We start from the raw sequence: 20,741 nt of genomic DNA, 5'->3' as shown, positions 1-20,741 counted from the left end.
GTCGGGTTTTCCGTGCCCCTTCGTATCGCTTCACGGCCGTCGCCCCGACGCCGGGCAGCGCGGGGCAGAGTGACGAGCGCGTGCGATTTTCTTATTTCAGATCAGGCAGGCGTGCCTCGTTCTTCACATCCGACAGGGCCACGGCCTCGTGCGGCGCGACGACATGCTGCGAGCGCAGCAGGGCGCCCATGCTGCCGAGCACGCGGTACATCGAGTATTCCTCGGTGTAGCGGACCTCGGTGTAGCGGCGGTTGGCGGTGAACAGTTCGTTCTCGCTGTCCAGCAGGTCGAGCAGGGTGCGCTGGCCAAGGGTGAACTGCTGCTGGTATGCCTCGCGCACCTTGCGGGTGTAGTCGGCATATTCGCGGGCGGGCTGGGTCTGCTTCTTGGAGTTCTCCATCGCGTCCCAGGCCAGCGAGAGGTTTTCGTTGAGCAGCCGCAGCGCGTTGTTGCGGATGTCCTGGGCCTCGTTGATCTGGTGCGAGGTGGCGTTCAGGTGGGCCTTGTCGCGCATCCCGTTGAACAGGTTGTAGCGCATCACCACCTGGGCTTCCCAGCTGTTGTAGTGGCCTTCGTCGCCGTCGACATTGTTGTTGGCGGCCTTGGCCAGCTCGGCGTCGAAGCGCGGGTAGAAGGGCGCCTTGGCGGCCTCGTACTGGGCCTCGGCGGCGTTGACGTCGGCCTGGGCCGATTTCAGCAGCGGGTTTTCATTGAGCATGCCCTGGCGCGCGGCGAGCAAGTCCGCCGGGACTTCCGCCTTCACGGTGGAGGGCGCTTCGAGCTGGTCCGGCATGCGGCCGGTGGCGCTATAGAAGCTGGCCTCGGCATCGGCCAGGTTCACCTCTTCGGTGTAGAGGTTGTTCTGCGCCAGGGCCAGACGGGCGATGGCCTGGTCGTTGTCGGCGGTACTGCCGACACCACGCTCGCTGCGCAGGCGGATCTGGTCGCCGATGCGTTCGTGGGCCTGCAGGTTGTTCTTGGCCAGCGTCACCATCTCGCGGCGCTTGAGCACATCGAGGTAGACCTCGACGGTGCGCAGGGCGGCGGTTTCCGAGGTGCCGAGGATACGGAAGGCCTTGGCGTTGACGTTGGACTCGTTGCGCTTGACCTCGTTGGGGGTGCCGAAGCCGTCGAACAACATCTGCCGCAGACGGATTTCCGCATCGCCGCGGGTCAGGGTCTCGTCGTTGTGGTTACCCGCTGCGCGGGTGCTGGGGCTGTCGGTGTTCTCGCGGCCATAGCCCGCGACAAGATCGACGGTTGGCAGGTAGCCGCCCCTGGCGAATTTGAGCTCTTCATCCGCGGTGAGACGGCTGTTTACGCTCTGGCTGATTTCCGGGTGGTATTGCAGCGTGCTTTGTATAGCTTCGGTCAGCGTCATGGCTTGCCCATGAGTCCCCGACACCGCCAAAAATACACCGCTCCATAGTGCCGCGTTACGACTGCGCATGGCTTTGCTCCTGGTGTTCTTGTACTTCGATGCTCTTTGGTCGCCAATTTATTGGCTTTTTTCTCTTATCAAGCGTTTCACGCCTGTAACATCAGAGCTAAGAACAACTTTTCGAAAACCTCAGAAGAATTTTTCACAAGGGTTATTCGGAAAAAATCTTATGAGCCGTGTGAAAAGCAGCACATTGTTTCTGCGTGCAAGCCCTCGTGTTTCCTGGGTATGGGCCGGAGCAGGCGCTTGCAGAAGAAGCCAGGTACGGTTTGTAGCAGTTAGGGCGGGGACCACCGCAGAAGGACAAGAATCGCGTGGCCAGCATGACAAAAAATTGTCGCTGGCTTTTTGATGCAAAAGCGCTAGCAGTCCTTTTCGCACCCTTCGCAACTTTCTTCGCAGCATCCGGATACAAGCGTGCCATGGCCTGTTTCGGTCAATCGTGCGTCGGTGGAACCGGCCACGGGATGTGCAGCGGAGGAAGGACTCATGGCTACTTTGATGGGTGTCGTCAGCAAGGTAATCGGCGAAGTGTTTGCGGTAGCCGCCGATGGATCGCGTCGTCCTTTGGAACAGGGAGACAAGGTTTTTGTCGGTGAGCAGCTGGTCACCGGCGCCAACGGCGCAGTCGCGCTGAAGATCGCGGGAGGCGGCGAAATCACGCTGGGGCGTGACAGCGCCCTGCCGCTGACCTCACAGATGCTGTCGGCCGCGCACCAGGCAGACCAGGGTGACCAGTCGGTTGCCCAGCAGCAGCCGGCGACGCCGACCCAGCAGGACGTCACCGACGTCAAGGCCTTGCAGGCCGCCATCGCCGCGGGCATGGACCCGACCCAGGCTGCCGAAGCCACCGCCGCCGGCCCGAGCGCCGCGGGCGCCGCCAACGGCAAACCCGGTGGCGGGCACTCCTTTGTGCTGCTGACCGAAGTGGGCGGGCATATCGACCCGACCATCGGCTTCCCCACCGGGCCCATCGGGTCCGGGCCCCTGCCCCTGCGTGAGTTCGACGGCACCCCGGACGTGCGTCCCGAGGCCGAACCGCCCGTCGTGCCGCCGGATGGCGTGCCGAGCGCCGGCCCCAGCGGCCCTGGTGGCTCCAACGTGTTCGAGGCCGGCCTGCCCGGCGGTATTCCCGATGGTGTGGGGGAGGGGGCGACCCACTCCGGCACTCTGGGCTACAGCTTTGGGCCAGATGGCGTTGGCAGCTTCTCCTGGGGCACCGCAGGGCTGCCCAGCCTGACCTCCGGTGGCGTCGCCATTACCTATAGCGTCAGCCCCGATGGTCATGTGCTCACCGGCAGCGCCAATGGCACGCCGGTCTTCACCGTGACCCTCACCGATATCAACACCGGTGCCTTCGAGGTCACCCTGCTGCAGCCGGTGGATCACCCGGTCAAGGGTTCCGAAGACACCCTGAACTTCGATATCCCCTACACCATCACCGACGGCAACGGCACCCCGGCCAACGGCACGCTGACCGTGGGTATCGTCGACGATGCGCCGCAGGCCAGCCTGTCCGCCGACATTGGCGTGGACGTGCTGCTGCAGACCCATGACGCCAACACCGCTGGCGCTGCCTTCGACACCTCCACCGCCGACTACAGCTCGGCCTTCCAGGTGACCGCCAACTACGGCGGCGATGGCGCCGGCACCACCCAGCTCAGCTACAACCTGAACCTGGTAGGCGGCAACGGCACCGACTCGGGCCTGACCAGCGGCGGCGCGACCATCTACCTGTACAGCGTGGGCGGCGCCATCGTCGCTTCCACCTCCGCCAGCGCCGCTGGCATCTCCGGCGAGAACACCATCTTCAGCCTGTCGGTGAACGGCAATAGCGGTGTGGTCACCCTGACCCAGTTCAGCGCCGTGGACCATGCCCTGCCGGGCAGCGATGGCAACTACGCCAGCCAGAACGCCGTGCTCGATTCCGGACTGGTGCAACTGCAGGGCAACCTGACGGTGACCGACCGTGATGGCGATAGCGTTTCCTCCAGCAGCTCGCTGGACCTCGGCGGTCGCGTCAGCTTCACCGACGACGGGCCGACCATCGCCGTGGGCGATACCGAAGGCCTGCACCTGACGGTGGACGAGTCCGCCCTGGGGACCGACGCCACCAGCAGCGTGGCGGCGGGCGATCTGTTCAACGCCCAGTTCGGCGCTGACGGCGCCGGCTCGATCACCTACAAGGTCGAGACCCAGGACAACACCGACAGCGGCCTGAAAGACACCGCCACCGGCAGCCAGATCTTCCTGTTCAACACCGCCACCGGCGTCGAAGGCCGCGTGGGCGGCGTGAACGGTGAAGTTGCGTTCCGCGTGACCCTCGGGCAGGACGGCAAGATCACCCTGGATCAGGTCCGCGCGCTGGTGCACCCGGACAACACCGACTCCAATGATCCGCTCAGCATCGGTGCAGGCAAGATCAGCCTGACCGCCACCGTGACCGACGCCGATGGCGACCATCAGAGTGCCGGGCTCGATCTGGGCAGCAAGCTGACCTTCCTCGACGACGGCCCGAGTATTTCCGTGGGCAGCACCGAAGGTCTGCACCTGACGGTGGACGAATCCGCCCTGGGGACCGACGCCACCAGCAGCGTGGCGGTCGCCGATCTGTTCAACGCCCAGTTCGGCGCTGACGGTGCCGGCTCGATCACCTACAAGGTCGAGACCCAGGACAACACCGACAGCGGCCTGAAAGACACCGCCACCGGCAGCCAGATCTTCCTGTTCAACACCGCCACCGGCGTCGAAGGCCGCGTGGGCGGCGTGAACGGTGAAGTTGCGTTCCGCGTGACCCTCGGGCAGGACGGCAAGATCACCCTGGATCAGGTCCGCGCGCTGGTGCACCCGGACAACACCGACTCCAATGATCCGCTCAGCATCGGTGCAGGCAAGATCAGCCTGACCGCCACCGTGACCGACGCCGATGGCGACCATCAGAGTGCCGGGCTCGATCTGGGCAGCAAGCTGACCTTCCTCGACGACGGCCCGCGCATCGCGCCCATCGAAGGCGGCGACCTGCACCTGAGCGTGGACGAAACCACCCTGGGCCAACCGGCGACCAGCACTGGCTCGGTGGCCGAGCTGTTCAACGGCCAGTTCGGCGCCGATGGCGAAGGGTCGATCACCTACAAGATCGAAGCCGCCAACAACACTGACAGCGGCCTGACCGATACCGCCAGTGGCCAGCGGGTAATCCTCTTCAACACCGCCAATGGAGTGGAAGGGCGCCTGGAAACCAGCGGCGAAACTGCCTTCCGCGTGACCCTCGGACCGGACGGCAAGGTCACCTTGGAGCAACTGCGCGCGCTGGTGCATTCCGACACCAGTGATCCCAATGATTCGCTGAACCTGGCCGGCAAGATCGCCCTCAGCGCGATCATCACCGACAAGGACGGCGACAGCGCGACCACCTCGATCGACCTGGGCGGTAAGCTGACCTTCCTCGACGATGGTCCGAGCATCACGCCGAACACCGCTCATGACCTCCAGCTGACCGTGGATGAATCCACCCTGAACCTGGATGCCACCAGCACAGCCAGTGTTTCCGACCTGTTCACCGCGCACTTCGGTGCCGATGGTCCGGGGCAGATCACCTATAAAATCGAGACCGAGGACAACACCGACAGCGGCCTGAAGGACACGGCCAGCGGTGACCAGATCTTCCTGTTCAACACCGCCAGCGGTGTGGAAGGCCGGGTCGGTGGCGAGAACGGCGCGGTCGCCTTCCGCGTGACCCTGGGCCAGGACGGCAAGATCACCCTCGACCAGGTGCGCGCCGTCGTGCATCCGACTCCGGGTGACAACAACGAAGGGGTAAGCCTCGATGCGAACACCCTGACCCTGACCGCCACCATCACCGACAAGGACGGCGACAGCACCTCGGCGAAAATCGACCTGGGTAGCAAGCTGACCTTCCTCGACGATGGCCCGAGCATCGCGCCATGCGAGGACGTGGACATCAAGCTGACGGTGGATGAGACCCACCTGAACGTCGATGCCACCAGCTCGGCCACGGTGTCCGACCTGTTCACCGCGCACTTCGGCAACGACGGCGCGGGCACGATCACCTACAAGGTCGAGACCAATGACAACACCGACAGCGGCCTGAAGGACACGGCCACTGGCAGCAAGATCTTCCTGTTCAACACCGCCAGCGGTGTGGAAGGCCGCGTCGGGGGGGAAGACGGCACCGTCGCCTTCCGCGTGACCCTGGGCCAGGACGGCAAGATCACCCTCGACCAGGTGCGCGCCGTCGTGCATCCGGACACCACGAAGTCCAATGAAGGCGTCAGCCTCGCGCCCGACAGCGTGACCCTCACGGCCACCATCACCGACAAGGACGGTGACAGCGCCCAGGCCCACATCGACCTGAGCGGCAAGCTGACCTTCCTCGACGATGGCCCGAGCATCGCGCCGAGCACCACCGCCGACATCAAGCTGACCGTGGACGAAACCCACCTCGGCGTGCCGGACACCAGCAGCGCTTCGGTGGCCGACCTCTTCACCACCCACTTCGGTGCGGACGGCGCCGGTACCATCACCTACAAGCTGGCCGGAGCCGACAACACCGACAGCGGGCTGAAAGATACCCAGAGCGGTGAGAAGGTCTACCTCTACAACACCGACAACGGCATCGAAGGTCGCCTGCAGGGCACCGACACCGTCGCTTTCCGCATCTACGTCGATGGCGACGGCAAGGTCACCCTGGAGCAACTGCGTGCCCTGGCGCACCCGGACACCGGCAACCCCGATGATTCGCTGAGCCTGACCGGCCAGGTCACCCTGACTGCGACCATCACCGACAAGGATGGCGACAGCGCCAGCGCCCACATCGACCTGGGCAGCAAGCTGACCTTCCTCGACGACGGCCCGAGCATCGTGCCGTGCCTGGACGCCGACATCAGCCTGGAGGTGGACGAGTCCGACCTGTCGAACAACGCCCGCGTCGAAGTCAGCCTGGTGTCCCAGTTGTTCACGCCGAGCTTCGGCGCTGACGGCGCGGGCACCATCACCTACAAGGTGACCACAGTCGATGGCACCGACAGTGGCGTGCAGACCACCCAGGGCCAGGCCATCCTGCTCTACAACGTGAATGGCACCGTGGTTGGCAAGGTCGCCGCTACCGGCGACATCGCCTTCGTGGTCAGCGAGGACCAGGGCGCGCTCATGCTCGACCAGCGCCTGGCACTCAAGCACCCGGATACCACCAACCCGGATGAGGCACTGCGCCTGCCCGACGGCAAGATCACCCTCACCGCCACCATCACCGATGGCGACGGCGACAAGGCTTCAGCCCAAGTCGACCTCGGCACCAAGATGGTGTTTTACGACGATGCCCCGACCATCACCGCGAATACCCAGGGCGCCCCGAACCTGGTGGTGGACGAGACCAACCTGGCCAGCAATGCCAGTGCGGACTTCTCCGGCCAGTTCAACGGAAATTACGGTGCGGACGGTCAGGGCTCGCTGAGCTACAAGGTCGAAGCCGTTGCCAATGGCGGCGACAGCGGCCTGCAGACCAGCCAGGGCCAGACCATCCTGCTGTTCAACGAAGGCAGCAGCGTGGTCGGCCGCGTGGGCGGCCCGGCCGGTGCCATTGCCTTCAAGGTCACGGTCGCCGATGGCGTCGTCACCCTCGACCAGCAAATGGCGCTCAAGCATTCGGATGCCAGCAACCCCAATGACTCGGTGAGCATCGCCGGCGGCAAGATCAACCTGGTCGCCACCATCACCGATGGCGACGGCGATTCCAGCCGCGCGCAACTCGACCTGGGCGACCGCCTCACCTTCAAGGACGACGGTCCGAGCATCAGCGCCAACAGCCAGGGTGCGCCGGTCCTGACGGTGGACGAAACCAACCTGGCCGCCAACGCCAGCGCGGACTTCTCCGGGCAGTTCACCAGCAGCTTCGGCGCCGACGGCGCCGGTACCCTGACCTACCAGCTCAGCGCCGTTACCAACGGCATGGACAGCGGCCTGAAGACCACCGACGGCCAGACCATCCAGCTGTTCAACGAAGGCGGCAATGTCGTCGGCCGCATCGGCGGAGACCAGGGGGCCGTCGCCTTCAAGGTCACCCTTGCCGGTGGCGTGGTCACCCTCGACCAGCAGATGGCGCTGCAGCACTCGAACGCCAGCAACCCCGATGACTCGGTCAGCCTGCTGAACAACAAGATCAACCTGGTTGCCACCATCACCGATGCCGACGGCGACTCGCTCTCCGCCAGCCTCGACTTGGGCGGCCGGCTGACCTTCAAGGACGACGGCCCGAGCATCACCGCCAACGCCGGCCAGGCGCCGGTCCTCACGGTGGATGAAACCGTCCTGACCACCGATGCCACCGCCAACTTCAGCGGCGCCTTCACCTCCAACGGTGGTGCTGACGGCGGCACCGTCAGCTACAGCCTGTCGGCGACCGACGGCACCGCGAGTGGTCTGCAGACCACCAGCGGGCAGAGCATCGTACTGGTCAAGGTCAGCGATACAGTGGTCGAGGGCCGCGTGGGCAACACCGGCGGCGCGGTCGCCTTCAGCCTGACCCTGAACAGCACCACCGGTGACCTGACGCTCGATCAGAAACTGGCGTTCAAGCACGCTGACACCACCACCCCCAACGACCCGGTGAGCCTGCTGGGCAGCAAGATCGCCCTGGTGGCGACCATCACCGACGGCGATGGCGACCAGCAATCCGCCAGCGTCGACCTGGGCGGCAAGCTGGTGTTCAAGGACGACGGCCCCGCGCTCATCGCCGGTGGCAACGTGACCGGCCAGGTCATGGAGGATGCGCTGCCCGGCGGCAACCCCGATGGCGCCAGCGACACCACGACCGCCAAGGGCTCGCTCACCAGCCTGGTGAACTTCGGTGCGGACGGTCCCGGTGCCTTCTCGCTGACCGGCGACTACTCCTCGCTGACCTCGCAGCACCTGACCTCCGGCGGCGTGGCTCTGGTCTACAGCGTGGTCGGCAACCTGCTGACCGCCATGGCCGGCGCCAAGACCATCTTCACCCTGTCGGTGGATACGGCGGGCAACTACGAGTTCAAGCTCGTCGGGCCGCTGGATCATCCGCTGCACAATGGCAGTGATACGGAGCAACTGGCGCTCAACCTCGGCGGCCTGATCAAGGCTACCGATGGCGACGGCGATCCGGTCAGCCTGGGCAGTGGCTCACTGGTGATCAACGTGCAGGACGACCTGCCGGTGGTACACAGCGAGCCGCCGTGCCAGGACGTATCCGAAACCCCCGGCTTCGTACTCAACGGCACGCTTGACGTGAGCTTCGGCGGCGACGGCCGGGGTGCCTTCGACCTCAGCGGCAATACCGCGCCGGATGGGCTGACCTACGTGGTCACCCAACTGCCGGGTGGCGGCTCGCAACTGACGGCCTATGACGGCTCCAACGAGGCGTTCTTCGTTCTCAAGGTCAATGCCGACGGCACCTACAGCTTCGAAGTGCTCAATTCGCGGCCGATCTCGACGGTGGAATACGATCTTGCCCAGCTCGCCGCCGGCGGTCCGCGTCCGTCGGCCTCCTTGACGTCTGACGGCCTGACGGTGGTCTTCACCAGCCCCAACGGCGATGTGAACCCCTCCAGCAATGGCATGGGTGTGGGCGGCAACAACCTCATCACCCCCGGCGAGAACCTCAACATCGCCTTCAGCGAGAAGATCTACGACGTCAGCTTCGACGTGCAGAAACTCTCCACCAGCGATGTGCTCAGCTGGAAGGTGCTCGGTGAAGGTGGCGTGGTGCTGGCGACCGGCACCTATTCGCCGCCGGCCGGCAATGGTGAGAACAGTTCGGTCTCCTTCAACCTGCTGACCGATGGCCACTTCACCAGTGGTTCGGCCTTCCAGCTGTCCGAAGGCGGCTTCAACTCGGTGGTGCTGAGCAGCAGCAGCGGCGACTATCGTCTGGTCACCGTGTCTGCCGGGCAGTCGGTCCTGCCGGAGAACCTGGACCTCAACTTCCACGTCGGCCTTACCGATGGCGACGGCGACAGCGCCGGGCTGAACCTGTGCCTGGACCTGAGCTCCCCGCAGTCGATCCTGGTGGTGGGCAGCAACAGCAGCGACCTCGACGGGTCCAGCACCCAGCACACCCTGCCCAACCCGCAGGATGTGGACAAGTCCGGGACCATCAGTGGCGGTGCCGGCAACGACGTGCTGGTGGGCGATCCGGGTGGCGTGTCGGTCTATACCCAGCCGGGCAAGAACTACAACATCTCGCTGATCGTCGATACCTCCGGCAGCATGAAGGACCCCTCCGGTACCGGCAGCCTGTCGCGCATGGACCTGGCGAAGAACGCGCTGGTGAACCTGGTCAACGCCATCAAGGGCCACGACGGGGTCATCAACGTCAGCCTGGTGTCGTTCGGCGACAGCGCCACCCGCGTCAGCTACAACGGCCTGACGGCAGCCAACGTGGCCTTGCTGATCTCCGCGATCAACGCGCTCAGCGCCAACGGTGCGACCAACTATGACGATGCCATGCAGAAGGCTTCGGCATGGTTCAACACCCAGGTCGGCACCAACCACGCCGATGCGGCCCACGGCTACGTCAACCTGGCGTTCTTCCTCACCGACGGCAACCCGACCGTCTACAACGGCAACTCCGGCAGTGGCAACAGCACCAGCTACAACGACATGAACGTCGCGATCACCTCGGGCAACGACATGCTGCATCATGCCGGCACCCTCGTCGGTGACAACTCGGTAGCGGTCAATGCCATCGGTATCGGCAACGGCATCAACAGCGACTACCTGCGCTACTTCGACAACACCAACACTACCGGCACCGTGGTGACCAATGTCGACGGTACCAACCTCTCCAATACGGTCGGCCAGCCGCAGATCATCAACACCGCCGAGCAGTTGCAGGCGGCGCTGCAGGAAGGCTTCAGCACCAGCACACCGGTGAGCGTGGGCAACGACCACCTGGTCGGCGGCGCGGGCAATGACATCATGTTCGGCGATGTCATCAACACCGACCAGCTGGCCTGGGCCGGGCATGCCGCCGGCACGCACAACGGCCAGGGCTTCCAGGGACTGGTGGACTACCTGACCGCCACCAACGGCACCGCGCCGACGGCGGCCACGATCAGCAACTACATCATCCAGCACGCGGATCAGCTCAACGTCGCCGGTGACATGCGCGGTGGCGACGACACCCTCGAAGGCGGCGCCGGCAATGACCTGATGTTCGGCCAGGGCGGCAACGACAAGCTGATCGGCGGGCCCGGCGACGACATCATGTACGGCGGCACCGGCGCGGATGAGTTCATCTGGAAGTCCGGCGATACCGGCCACGATGTGATCAAGGACTTCAACATCGCCGAGCACGACGTGCTGAACTTCGCCGACCTGCTGCAAGGGGAGGCCGCCACGGCTTCGTCGCTGGCGCATTACCTGACCTTCTCGGTCAACGCCGGCACCACCACCATTGGCGTCAGCCCGATCAGCAATGGCACCGTCACCCAGACCGTCGACCTGGCCAACGTCGACCTCGCCGCCAAGTACGCGGGCCATGCCGGCAACGGCGTGCTCTCGGCGGGGGATACCCAGACCGTGCTCAACGGCCTGCTGGGCGATCACGCGATCAAGACCGACACCGTCTGACCCCGTGTGAAACCCCTGGAAACCGCCGCCTTCGGGCGGCGGTTTCGTTCCTGCCCGGCGCAATGGGAAATGGGGAGGGTGGGGGCACGGCTATACGGCTGGTGAATGATCGTCGCCCTGTGTCCTCACTGGCGCCTATGCTCGGGCCCACACCATCCTCCCCAACGAACAACAAGCAACGAGGTTTCCCATGCGCGAAGTGGTGATCGTCGACAGCGTCCGTACCGGCCTGGCCAAGTCCTTCCGTGGCAAATTCAACATGACCCGTCCGGACGACATGGTCGCCCATTGCATCGACGCGCTGCTGGCGCGCAACAACCTCGATCCGCTGCTGGTGGACGACTGCGTGGTCGGCGCCGGCTCCAACGAAGGCGCCCAGGGCCACAACATCGGCCGCAACGCCGCCGTACTGTCGCGCCTGGGTACCCATGTCGCCGGCATGACCCTGAACCGCTACTGCTCCTCGGGCCTGCAGGCCATCGCCATTGCCGCCAACCAGGTGGCTTCGGGCTGCAGCGACATCCTCGTGGCCGGCGGCGTCGAGTCCATCACCCTGACCATGGGCAAGCAGAACCTCGACAACTTCGTGAACCCGCGCCTGAAGGACGAATTCCCCGGCATCTACTACCCCATGGGCCAGACCGCCGAGATCGTCGCCCGCCGCTACAACGTCACTCGCGAGCAGCAGGACCTTTACTCCCTGCAGAGCCAGCAGCGCACCGCCCGCGCCCAGGCCGAAGGCCTGTTCGACGATGAAATCGTGCCGATGAGCGTGAAGTACCTGGTGGAAGACAAGGCCACCGGCGAGAAGAAAGTGCTCGACGGCGTGGTCGACCGCGACGACTGCAACCGCCCGGAAACCACCCTCGAAGGCCTGAACTCCCTCAAGCCGGTGTTCGCCGAGGACGGCTCGGTCACCGCCGGCAACGCCTCGCAGCTCTCCGATGGCGCCTCGATGACCCTGATCATGAGCCTGGAGAGAGCCCTGGAACTGGGCCTCAAGCCCAAGGCCTTCTTCCGCGGCTTCACCGTCGCCGGCTGCGAGCCGGACGAAATGGGCATCGGCCCGGTGTTCTCGGTGCCCAAGCTGCTCAAGGCCAAGGGCCTGCAGATCGCCGACATCGACCTCTGGGAACTCAACGAAGCCTTCGCCTCGCAGTGCCTGTACGCGCGCGATCACCTGGGCATCGACAACGAGAAGTACAACGTCAACGGCGGCTCCATCTCCATCGGCCACCCGTTCGGCATGACCGGCTCGCGCCAGGTCGGCCACCTGGTGCGCGAACTGCAGCGCCGCAACCTGCGCTACGGCATCGTCACCATGTGCGTGGGCGGCGGCATGGGCGCCACCGGCCTGTTCGAGGCGGTGCGCTGAGCACGGCGGGCGAGGGCGCAAGCCCTTGCCCGGATGGCACCGATCGCTCCACGCAAGCGGTTCGGTGTCGCTGAGAGACCCCCGGCGGTGACGCCGGGGGTTTTTCATTCACGGACATTTCCTGCACGACTCGAAGCAGGGTCGACGCCACACACCGGAATGGTATGATGGCCAGAGTGTGATGTATGACATCACACTCTCGCGATGATCATCAGCTTCCGCCACAAGGGTCTGCAGGCCTTCTACGAAACGGGAACGACGCGTGGGATTCGTGCCGATCATGCTCGGCGGCTGGCGCGCATGCTGCCGTTTCTGAACAACGCAGCAGTGGCGGCGGACCTCGCCATACCTGGCTGGCGCCTGCACCCGCTGAAGGGAAATCTGGAGGGATTCTGGTCCCTGTCGGTCAGCGGCAACTGGCGGTTGATCTTCCGCTTTATCGGTAGCGACGTCGAACTGCTCGACTACCTCGATTACCACTGAACTTGCAGACTCCAGGAGGAGGCGCATTCATGGCAATGGCCAACCCCCCACATCCAGGTGAAACGCTGCTGGAAGATGTTCTCCCCGAACTGGGATTGAGCGTGGCGGCGCTGGCGCGGCACTTGGGATATGCGCGCGAAACCCTGTCACGTGTCCTGCATGGGCACGCTCCTGTCGGTCCTGACCTTGCGTGGCGCCTTGAGCTGGCCGGAATTGGCAGCGCACGCGTCTGGCTCGGAGTGCAGGCTGATTACGATCTGTGGCAGGCGCAGCACCGCGAGCACCCGCGGATCGAGCGACTCGCCAGCAGCGCCTAGGGTAGGAGGTTTTCTCCCGCCAATGAAAAACCCCGGCGAGCAGGCCGGGGTTCGTGTGGCCAGGACCTGAGGGAGATCAGCGTCCGACGCGGGCGAACAGGTCGGAGGCCTGCTGCATGCGGGTGATGTACAGCATCACCTCGCGTTCAGCATCGAAGCGCGTGAAGTAAGGGCCTTCCAGCGTTCCTTCGCGAGTGGAGAAGAAGTACTGACCATTGACCGCACTGATGCGGTCACTGCGGTAATGGGTGGCCGCCTGGCCGTCGCCGACGCGTTGTCCCAACATGAGCTGACCTCCCGAACGAAAGGATTAATTGAATCGAGTGTATGTCGCAAAGCCCCGCCGTGCCTGGGCTACGGAGGAATGGCGACGAACGGCAGTCAATCGTTTCAGCGATGAAACACTCACCCGCATGGGCTTCACATTCCCTTGACTATGCTCAGTGTCCGGCGGCGGTCGCCGCCGTGCAGGGTCGAGAAAAGTTAATTATTTTGGTTATAAGAAAATCAAAATATATTCTTTTTAATGCGTAAAGACCTTGTGCATAGTGGTTACCAACACGAACAAGGAGAGACCCATGAGCTTGCGACTCGGCGACATCGCCCCCGACTTCGAACAGGAATCCAGCGAAGGCCGCATCCGTTTCCATGAATGGCTCGGCAACAGCTGGGGCGTTCTGTTCTCCCACCCGGCCGACTTCACCCCAGTGTGCACCACCGAGCTGGGCCTGACCGCCAAGCTCAAGGACCAGTTTGCCGCCAAGGGCGTGAAGGTGATCGCCCTGTCCGTCGACCCGGTGGACTCCCACGTGAAGTGGATCGAAGACATCAACGAGACCCAGAACACCGTGGTCAACTTCCCGATCATCGCTGACGCCGACCGCAAGGTCTCCGAGCTGTACGACCTGATTCACCCGAACGCCAACGACACCCTCACCGTGCGTTCGCTGTTCGTCATCGACCCGAACAAGAAGGTGCGCCTGATCATCACCTACCCGGCGAGCACCGGGCGCAATTTCAACGAGATCCTGCGCGTCATCGACTCGCTGCAGCTCACCGACAACCACAAGGTCGCAACGCCCGGCAACTGGCAGGACGGCGACGACGTGGTGATCGTGCCCTCGCTCAAGGACGAGGAAGAGATCAAGCAGCGCTTCCCCAAGGGCTACCGCGCCATCAAGCCCTACCTGCGCCTGACGCCGCAACCGAACAAGTGATCCGAAGCGGCTGCGCGTCGGCCAGCCTGCGTTGCCAGCGACAGCGAGATGCTCATGTGCTTCAGCACACTCCGCTCTCACTGCCGCTGGCGCCCTGCCTGACTCTAGCTCGCGCGCTCCGGAGGCTGACGTCTCAACCTCGAGCGGAAATCGGGCCGGTTCGCCGGCCCATTTTTTATCCTTCATGCGCGGACCACGCCGCGCTTTTTTATTCAAGCTCTGCTTTCTGTTCGATCTATTCGATCTGACTTGCCCGCCAAACGGGAAGAAGACGCAAGCCCACGCCAAGGAGAAGACCATGGGTCATTCCACCTGGCGCCGCAGCCTGGCCGTCGCTCTTCTCGCGAGCCTGCCGATTTCTGTTCGATCTATTCGATCTGACTTGCCCGCCAAACGGGAAGAAGACGCAAGCCCACGCCAAGGAGAAGACCATGGGTCATTCCACCTGGCGCCGCAGCCTGGCCGTCGCTCTTCTCGCGAGCCTGCCGATCGGCGCCTACAACAGCCCCGCCCAAGCCGCCGATGCACCGAAAGAGGTGCGCCTGGATTACGCCTACTACGCGCCCACCAGCCTGGTGCTCAAACACTTCGGCTGGCTGGAGAAATCCCTCAAGCCGCAAGGCACCGAGGTGCGCTGGGTGTTCAGCCAGGGCAGCAACCGCTCGCTGGAATACCTCAACGCCGGCAGCACTGACTTCGCCTCGACCGCAGGCCTCGCCGCCGTGCTCAGTCGCGCCAACGGCAGCCCGCTGAAGACCGTCTACATCGCCAGCCGTCCGGAGTGGACCGCGCTGGTGGTGCCCAGGGATTCGCCGCTCAAGTCGGTGGCCGACCTCAAGGGCAAGAAGATCGCCGCCACCAAGGGCACCGACCCCTACCTGTTCCTGTTGCGCAGCCTGCAGCAGGCGGGGCTGGACAAGAGCGAAGTGGATATCGTCCACCTGCAGCACCCGGACGGCCGCGCCGCGCTGGAACAGGGCAGGGTGGACGCCTGGGCCGGCCTCGATCCGCACATGGCCGCCAGCGAGCTGCAGGCCGGTTCACGACTGCTGTACCGCAACGTCGACTTCAACAGCTACGGCGTGCTCAGCGTCACCGAGAAATTCGAGAAGGAACAGCCGGAGCTGATCAAGCAGGTCATCGCCGCCTATGAAGAGGCGCGTCAGTGGGCCGTGGCGCACCCGGAGGAGACCGCGAAGCTGCTCGCCGAGGAAGCCAAGCTGCCGCTGGAAGTGGCCAAGCTGCAACTCTCGCGCACCGATTTCAGCAAGCCGCTGCCGGGCGCCGAACAGGTGGCCGCACTGAAGGCCGCCGCGCCGATCCTGCTGGACGAGCAACTGGTGCGTCCGGGCACCGACGTCACTGCCGTGGTCGATCAGCTGATCGCGCCGACACTGGCCGGTGAGGTGATCGGCAAGCCCGCCGTCGCCAGGGCGGAGCAGTAAGCCATGCCGTCCCAGAGCCTGCCCCTGGCCCGCCAGCGTCGCGCACTGAAACTGCGTTGGCCACGGCTGAGCTGGCGCGCCTGGCTGGTGCCACTGCTGCTGTGTGCGGCGCTGGAGCTGTCGGTGCGCATCGGCTGGCTGGCCGAGCACCAGATGCCGGCGCCCAGCAGCGTTGCGCTGACGCTCTGGCAACTGGCCCAGGGCGAACTCTGGAAGCATGTCGCGGCCAGCCTGGCGCGGGTCGCTGCCGGTTTCTTCATCGGCGCGGCGGCGGCCGTGCTGATCGGCACCTGGGTGGGGCTCAGCCAGCGCGCCGAGGCCTATCTGGAGCCGACCTTCCAGGCGCTTCGAGCAATCCCCAGCCTCGCCTGGGTGCCCTTGCTGCTGCTCTGGCTGGGCATCGACGAAACCCCGAAGATAGTGCTGATCGCTCTCGGCGCCTTCTTCCCCGTCTATCTCTCGCTGGTGGCTGGCGTGCGCAATGTCGACCGCAAGTGGGTGGAACTGGGCCGGCTTTATCACCTGTCGCCCTTCGCTCTGGTGCGGCGCATCCTCCTGCCGGCGGCGCTGCCGAGCCTGTTCACCGGACTGCGCGGCGCGCTGAGCCTGAGCTGGATGTTCCTCGTCGCCGCCGAACTGATTGCCGCCACGCGCGGCCTGGGCTACCTGCTCAGCGACGGCCGGGAAACCTCGCGGCCGGACATCGTCATCGCCGCCATTCTGGTGCTGGCGGTGCTCGGCAAGCTCAGTGACAGCCTGCTCAAGGCGCTGGAACAGCGTGCGCTGGCCTGGCGCGATACTTTCCTTGGCAATGGAGTGAGCGGATGAGCGCGCTGCTGGAACTGCGGGATATCCGTAAAAGCTTCTCCGGCGTGCGGGTGCTGGACGATGTCAGCCTGAGCCTGGCGCCGGGCGAGGTGGTCAGCCTGCTTGGCCCCAGCGGTTGTGGAAAAAGTACGCTGTTGCGCATCGCCGCCGGGCTGGACGACGAGTTCGCCGGCTCGCTGGAGCGCAACCCGCTGTTGGGCTTTGGCCCGGACGGCGGTAGCGGCCGTGGCGGTGGTGGCGTCGGTGTGGTGTTTCAGGAACCGCGCCTGTTGCCCTGGCTCACGGTGGCGCAGAACATCGGCTTTGCCGACGGCTGGCTGGCTGACGATCAGCGCATCGAGCATCTGCTGCGCGACGTGGGGCTGGAAGGCAAGGGCGAGTTGTTGCCCAAGCAGCTCTCCGGCGGAATGGCGCAGCGCGCGGCCATCGCCCGTGGTCTCTATGGGCGGCCGCAAGTGCTGTTGCTGGACGAGCCTTTCAGCGCGGTGGACGCCTTCACTCGCATCCGTCTGCAGGACCTGATCCAGCAACTGGCGCTGGAGTACGACATCAGCATCCTGCTGGTCACCCACGACCTCGATGAGGCCTTCTACCTCAGCGACCGCGTCCTGCTGCTGGGCGGTACGCCCAGTCGCCTGCGCCGCGAATTCCCCGTGCCGCTGCCGCGTCCGCGCGATCGTCGCGCCGTGGAGCTGGCCTTCCTGCGCGGCGAAGCGCTGACCGAGCTGCACCTGTCCCACGTCATCTGACGCCTGCCGATTCTCCGACCTGCACACCTTGCCCTCGATCCGCGCGCAAGGTGCATTCCTGTTTATCTAACTAAAATGCATAACTAAATGAATAAATACCATTTATTGGAATATGAGAAGGGCTGTTAAGGTCTATGCACATTGGTTAGCAGGGCGGCATTTGTACCGTCTTGATCGTTATAAGGAAGCGTGCAGATGTATGTAGTCACCCTTGCCGGCAGCCCCAGCCAGCGTTCCCGTTCCGGTGTCCTCCTGGACATCGCGCGGAACTGGCTGCATGCCCACGGCGCCGAGGTGCGCTCCTACAGCGTGCGTGACTTCCCGGCCGAGGACCTGCTGCATGCGCGCTTCGACAGCCCGCGGGTGGTCGAGCTGATCGAACAGGTCCTGCGCGCCGACGGCCTGGTCATTTCCACCCCGGTGTACAAGGCGTCCATCGCCGGTGCGCTGAAGGTGATTCTCGACCTGCTGCCGGAGCGGGCGCTGGCACACAAGGTGGTGCTGCCCCTGGCGACTGGCGGCAGCAATGCCCACATGCTGGCGGTGGACTACGCGCTCAAGCCGGTCCTCGCCGCGTTGAAGGCCCAGGAAACCCTGCACGGCGTGTTCGCCGAGGAGAGCCAGGTGCAATACCCCGAGGGCAATACCCCGGCGCGCCTGGAATCGACCCTCGAACACCGACTGCTGGAATCCCTGGAACAGTTCCACGGCGCCCTGGCGCGCCGGCCGAAACCCATCGACCCGAACCTGCTCAACGAACGGCTGATCAACGCCCGCTGGAGCATCTGACCGACCCATTCAACGCAGGCGAACGCCCAGCCCCAACCCGGCAAGCGTCCCCGCGTCAAATAAGAAAAGGCCCTCACCGTCCCGACAACGGGACCGCAGGTCCGGCAAGCACACTCGATAAAGGAGCACTCCCATGCGGACCCTCACTTTGCGTAGTGGACTGGCGGCCCTGCTGATCGCGGCCCTGTCCTACAACGCCCAGGCAGACGAACAACCCGGTACCGTGCGTATCGGTTACCAGAAGTACGGCACCCTGGTGCTGCTCAAGGCCCGTGGCACGCTGGAGAAGCGCCTGGCCGAACAGGGCGTCAAGGTGCAATGGACCGAATTTCCCGGCGGCCCGCAGCTGCTGGAAGGGCTGAACGTCGGCAGCATCGACTTCGGCGTCACCGGCGAAACCCCGCCGGTGTTCGCCCAGGCCGCTGGTGCCGATCTCGTCTACGTCGCCCATGAGCCGCCGGCGCCGACCAGCGAAGCGATCCTGCTGCCCAAGGACTCGCCGATCAAATCCGTCGCCGAGCTCAAGGGCAAGAAGGTCGCCCTGAACAAGGGCTCCAACGTGCACTACCTGCTGGTGCGCGCGCTGGAGAAGGCCGGTCTGAAGTACAGCGACATCCAGCCCGTGTACTTGCCGCCGGCCGACGCCCGCGCCGCCTTCGAGCGCGGCAGCGTGGATGCCTGGGTGATCTGGGACCCGTACCAGGCCGCCGCCGAGAAGCAGCTCTCCGCCCGCACCCTGGTGGACGGCACCGGCCTTGTGGATAACCACCAGTTCTACCTGGCGACTCGCCCCTACGCGAACAACCATCCGCAGGTGATCACCACCCTGATCGACGAAGTGCGCTCGGTCGGCGAGTGGTCGCAGCAGAACCCGCAGCAGGTCACCGACCAGGTTGCGCCGCTGCTAGGCCTGCCGGCGGACATCACCTTCACTGCGGTGAAACGCCAGGGCTACGGCGCCCAGCCGATCACCCCGGAAGTCACCGCCGCGCAACAGAAGATCGCCGACACCTTCACCCAGCTGAAGCTGATCCCGAAGGCGCTGAGCATCAAGGACGTGGTCTGGACGGCGCCGGCCAAGGTGGCCGCCCAGTAACCCTGTAGGAGCGGGCCTGACGCCAGGTGCAATGCGGTTCGCGGGCATGGCCCGCTCCTGCACAAAGCAACACGAAATACCCCAATCCCATCATCGCGCGGCTACGCCACGCCGGCGCGCTTATCTGGAGTTACTGCGATGAGTCTCAACATCTTCTGGTTCCTGCCGACCCACGGCGACGGCCATTACCTGGGCACCGCCGAAGGGGCCCGCGCCGTGGACCACGGTTATCTGCAACAGGTCGCCCAGGCCGCCGACCGCCTCGGCTTCGGCGGCGTGCTGATCCCCACCGGTCGCTCCTGCGAGGACTCCTGGCTGGTCGCCGCCTCGCTGATCCCGGTGACCCAGCGCCTGAAATTCCTGGTCGCCCTGCGCCCGGGCATCATTTCCCCGACCGTGGCCGCCCGCCAGGCCGCAACCCTCGACCGGCTCTCCGGCGGGCGCGCGCTGTTCAACCTGGTGACCGGCGGCGACCCGGACGAACTGGCCGGTGACGGCCTGCACCTGAGCCACGCCGAACGCTACGAAGCCTCGGTCGAGTTCACCCGCATCTGGCGCCGCGTGCTGGAAGGCGAGACGGTCGACTACGACGGCAAGCACCTGCAGGTAAAGGGCGCCAAGCTGCTCTATCCGCCGATCCAGCAGCCGCGTCCGCCGCTGTACTTCGGTGGCTCTTCCGATGCCGCCCAGGATCTGGCTGCCGAGCAGGTCGAACTGTACCTGACCTGGGGCGAGCCGCCGGCCGCCGTCGCCGAGAAGATCGCCCAGGTACGCGAGAAGGCCGCGAAACAGGGGCGCAGCGTGCGCTTCGGCATCCGCCTGCACGTGATCGTCCGCGAGACCAACGAGGAAGCCTGGCAGGCCGCCGATCGCCTGATCTCCCACCTGGACGACGAGACCATCGCCCGTGCCCAGGCTTCGCTGGCGCGCTTCGATTCCGTCGGCCAGCAACGCATGGCTGCCCTGCACGGCGGCAACAGGGACAACCTGGAAGTCAGCCCCAACCTCTGGGCCGGTGTCGGTCTGGTGCGTGGCGGCGCCGGCACCGCTCTGGTCGGCGACGGCCCGACGGTGGCGGCGCGTGTGAAGGAGTACGCGGAGCTGGGCATCGACACCTTCATCTTCTCCGGCTACCCGCACCTGGAAGAGTCCTACCGGGTCGCCGAACTGCTCTTCCCGCATCTGGAACTGGCTCAGGCACAGGCACCGCAGGCGCGTGGCTACGTCAGCCCGTTCGGCGAGATGGTCGCCAACGACATCCTGCCCAAGGCAGCTGCAGCGAGCTGAGCAAACGTAGGGCGAATAACGCGCAGCGTTATCCGCCGTCGATCCCGAACGGCGGATGAAGCGTTCCGCTTCATGCGCCCTACGATCGAAGAA

14 protein-coding genes are annotated in these 20,741 nt (G+C 65.0%); 12 read left to right on the top strand and 2 right to left on the bottom strand.

The genetic code is table 11. The annotated features are described in order from the left end of the window. Positions 1-91 precede the first annotated feature (91 nt). Positions 92-1,381, bottom strand: a complete 1,290-nt coding sequence (locus tag IB275_RS22015; RefSeq protein WP_405307457.1) for a TolC family outer membrane protein — start codon at positions 1,379-1,381, stop codon at positions 92-94. A gap of 67 nt (positions 1,382-1,448) precedes the next feature. Between IB275_RS22015 and IB275_RS22010 the strand changes: the two genes are divergently transcribed. The 5 genes from IB275_RS22010 (at position 1,449) to IB275_RS21990 (ending at position 13,237) form a co-directional block, all read left to right on the top strand. Then, the gene (locus IB275_RS22010) at positions 1,449-1,793 is read left to right on the top strand and encodes a hypothetical protein (RefSeq protein ID WP_138212732.1); all 345 of its coding nucleotides are present in this window, start codon (positions 1,449-1,451) and stop codon (positions 1,791-1,793) included. A 137-nt stretch (positions 1,794-1,930) separates the two neighbouring features. Next, positions 1,931-11,062, top strand: coding sequence for a retention module-containing protein (locus IB275_RS22005; RefSeq protein ID WP_192291134.1), 9,132 nt, complete (start codon positions 1,931-1,933; stop codon positions 11,060-11,062). Positions 11,063-11,252: 190 nt separating this feature from the next. Beyond that, positions 11,253-12,437, top strand: a complete 1,185-nt coding sequence (locus tag IB275_RS22000; RefSeq protein ID WP_192291132.1) for a thiolase family protein — start codon at positions 11,253-11,255, stop codon at positions 12,435-12,437. Positions 12,438-12,641: 204 nt separating this feature from the next. Further along, complete coding sequence (locus tag IB275_RS21995; protein ID WP_192291130.1) at positions 12,642-12,920, top strand: type II toxin-antitoxin system RelE/ParE family toxin; 279 nt, start codon at positions 12,642-12,644, stop codon at positions 12,918-12,920. A gap of 29 nt (positions 12,921-12,949) precedes the next feature. Then, positions 12,950-13,237: a HigA family addiction module antitoxin gene (locus IB275_RS21990; protein ID WP_192291129.1), complete on the top strand. Its 288-nt coding sequence runs from the start codon at positions 12,950-12,952 to the stop codon at positions 13,235-13,237. Positions 13,238-13,313: 76 nt separating this feature from the next. Here the strand turns inward: IB275_RS21990 and IB275_RS21985 are convergent, their stop codons facing one another. Further along, positions 13,314-13,523, bottom strand: a complete 210-nt coding sequence (locus tag IB275_RS21985) for a DUF6316 family protein (RefSeq protein WP_081519197.1) — start codon at positions 13,521-13,523, stop codon at positions 13,314-13,316. A gap of 292 nt (positions 13,524-13,815) precedes the next feature. Here IB275_RS21985 and IB275_RS21980 point away from each other — a divergent pair, with 292 nt between their 5' ends. The 7 genes from IB275_RS21980 to ssuD all read left to right on the top strand — a co-directional run bounded on the left by IB275_RS21980 (position 13,816) and on the right by ssuD (position 20,648). Beyond that, positions 13,816-14,454, top strand: a complete 639-nt coding sequence (locus tag IB275_RS21980) for a peroxiredoxin (RefSeq protein ID WP_192291127.1) — start codon at positions 13,816-13,818, stop codon at positions 14,452-14,454. A 431-nt stretch (positions 14,455-14,885) separates the two neighbouring features. Further along, positions 14,886-15,899 carry an aliphatic sulfonate ABC transporter substrate-binding protein gene (locus tag IB275_RS21975; RefSeq protein WP_192291125.1) on the top strand — a complete coding sequence of 338 codons (1,014 nt, stop codon included), beginning with the start codon at positions 14,886-14,888 and terminating at the stop codon, positions 15,897-15,899. A gap of 3 nt (positions 15,900-15,902) precedes the next feature. Beyond that, positions 15,903-16,727 carry an ABC transporter permease gene (locus tag IB275_RS21970; RefSeq protein ID WP_151187888.1) on the top strand — a complete coding sequence of 275 codons (825 nt, stop codon included), beginning with the start codon at positions 15,903-15,905 and terminating at the stop codon, positions 16,725-16,727. Next, the gene (locus IB275_RS21965) at positions 16,724-17,476 is read left to right on the top strand and encodes an ABC transporter ATP-binding protein (protein ID WP_192291123.1); all 753 of its coding nucleotides are present in this window, start codon (positions 16,724-16,726) and stop codon (positions 17,474-17,476) included. The genes IB275_RS21970 and IB275_RS21965 overlap by 4 nt, the downstream gene beginning before the upstream one ends. A gap of 195 nt (positions 17,477-17,671) precedes the next feature. After that, positions 17,672-18,265 carry an NADPH-dependent FMN reductase gene (gene ssuE / locus IB275_RS21960; protein ID WP_081519200.1) on the top strand — a complete coding sequence of 198 codons (594 nt, stop codon included), beginning with the start codon at positions 17,672-17,674 and terminating at the stop codon, positions 18,263-18,265. A 133-nt stretch (positions 18,266-18,398) separates the two neighbouring features. Continuing rightward, positions 18,399-19,361: a sulfonate ABC transporter substrate-binding protein gene (locus IB275_RS21955; protein ID WP_192291121.1), complete on the top strand. Its 963-nt coding sequence runs from the start codon at positions 18,399-18,401 to the stop codon at positions 19,359-19,361. A gap of 138 nt (positions 19,362-19,499) precedes the next feature. Continuing rightward, positions 19,500-20,648 (top strand): FMNH2-dependent alkanesulfonate monooxygenase, encoded by a 1,149-nt coding sequence (ssuD, locus tag IB275_RS21950; protein ID WP_192291119.1) that lies wholly within the window; start codon positions 19,500-19,502, stop codon positions 20,646-20,648. Positions 20,649-20,741 lie beyond the last annotated feature (93 nt).

The organism is Pseudomonas sp. PDM21 (assembly GCF_014852505.2).
GTDB lineage: Bacteria > Pseudomonadota > Gammaproteobacteria > Pseudomonadales > Pseudomonadaceae > Pseudomonas.
This window is presented reverse-complemented; position numbering and strand designations above follow the sequence as displayed.

Coding starts and splice junctions, on each gene's coding strand:
- IB275_RS21955 (WP_192291121.1), top strand. CDS start 18,399: ATGCGGACCCTCACTTTGCGTAGTGGACTGGCGGCCCTGCTGATCGCG.
- ssuD (WP_192291119.1), top strand. CDS start 19,500: ATGAGTCTCAACATCTTCTGGTTCCTGCCGACCCACGGCGACGGCCAT.
- IB275_RS21990 (WP_192291129.1), top strand. CDS start 12,950: ATGGCAATGGCCAACCCCCCACATCCAGGTGAAACGCTGCTGGAAGAT.
- IB275_RS21980 (WP_192291127.1), top strand. CDS start 13,816: ATGAGCTTGCGACTCGGCGACATCGCCCCCGACTTCGAACAGGAATCC.
- ssuE (WP_081519200.1), top strand. CDS start 17,672: ATGTATGTAGTCACCCTTGCCGGCAGCCCCAGCCAGCGTTCCCGTTCC.
- IB275_RS21965 (WP_192291123.1), top strand. CDS start 16,724: ATGAGCGCGCTGCTGGAACTGCGGGATATCCGTAAAAGCTTCTCCGGC.
- IB275_RS21975 (WP_192291125.1), top strand. CDS start 14,886: ATGGGTCATTCCACCTGGCGCCGCAGCCTGGCCGTCGCTCTTCTCGCG.
- IB275_RS21995 (WP_192291130.1), top strand. CDS start 12,642: ATGATCATCAGCTTCCGCCACAAGGGTCTGCAGGCCTTCTACGAAACG.
- IB275_RS22015 (WP_405307457.1), bottom strand. CDS start 1,381: ATGACGCTGACCGAAGCTATACAAAGCACGCTGCAATACCACCCGGAA.
- IB275_RS21970 (WP_151187888.1), top strand. CDS start 15,903: ATGCCGTCCCAGAGCCTGCCCCTGGCCCGCCAGCGTCGCGCACTGAAA.
- IB275_RS22000 (WP_192291132.1), top strand. CDS start 11,253: ATGCGCGAAGTGGTGATCGTCGACAGCGTCCGTACCGGCCTGGCCAAG.
- IB275_RS21985 (WP_081519197.1), bottom strand. CDS start 13,523: ATGTTGGGACAACGCGTCGGCGACGGCCAGGCGGCCACCCATTACCGC.
- IB275_RS22010 (WP_138212732.1), top strand. CDS start 1,449: ATGGCTTTGCTCCTGGTGTTCTTGTACTTCGATGCTCTTTGGTCGCCA.
- IB275_RS22005 (WP_192291134.1), top strand. CDS start 1,931: ATGGCTACTTTGATGGGTGTCGTCAGCAAGGTAATCGGCGAAGTGTTT.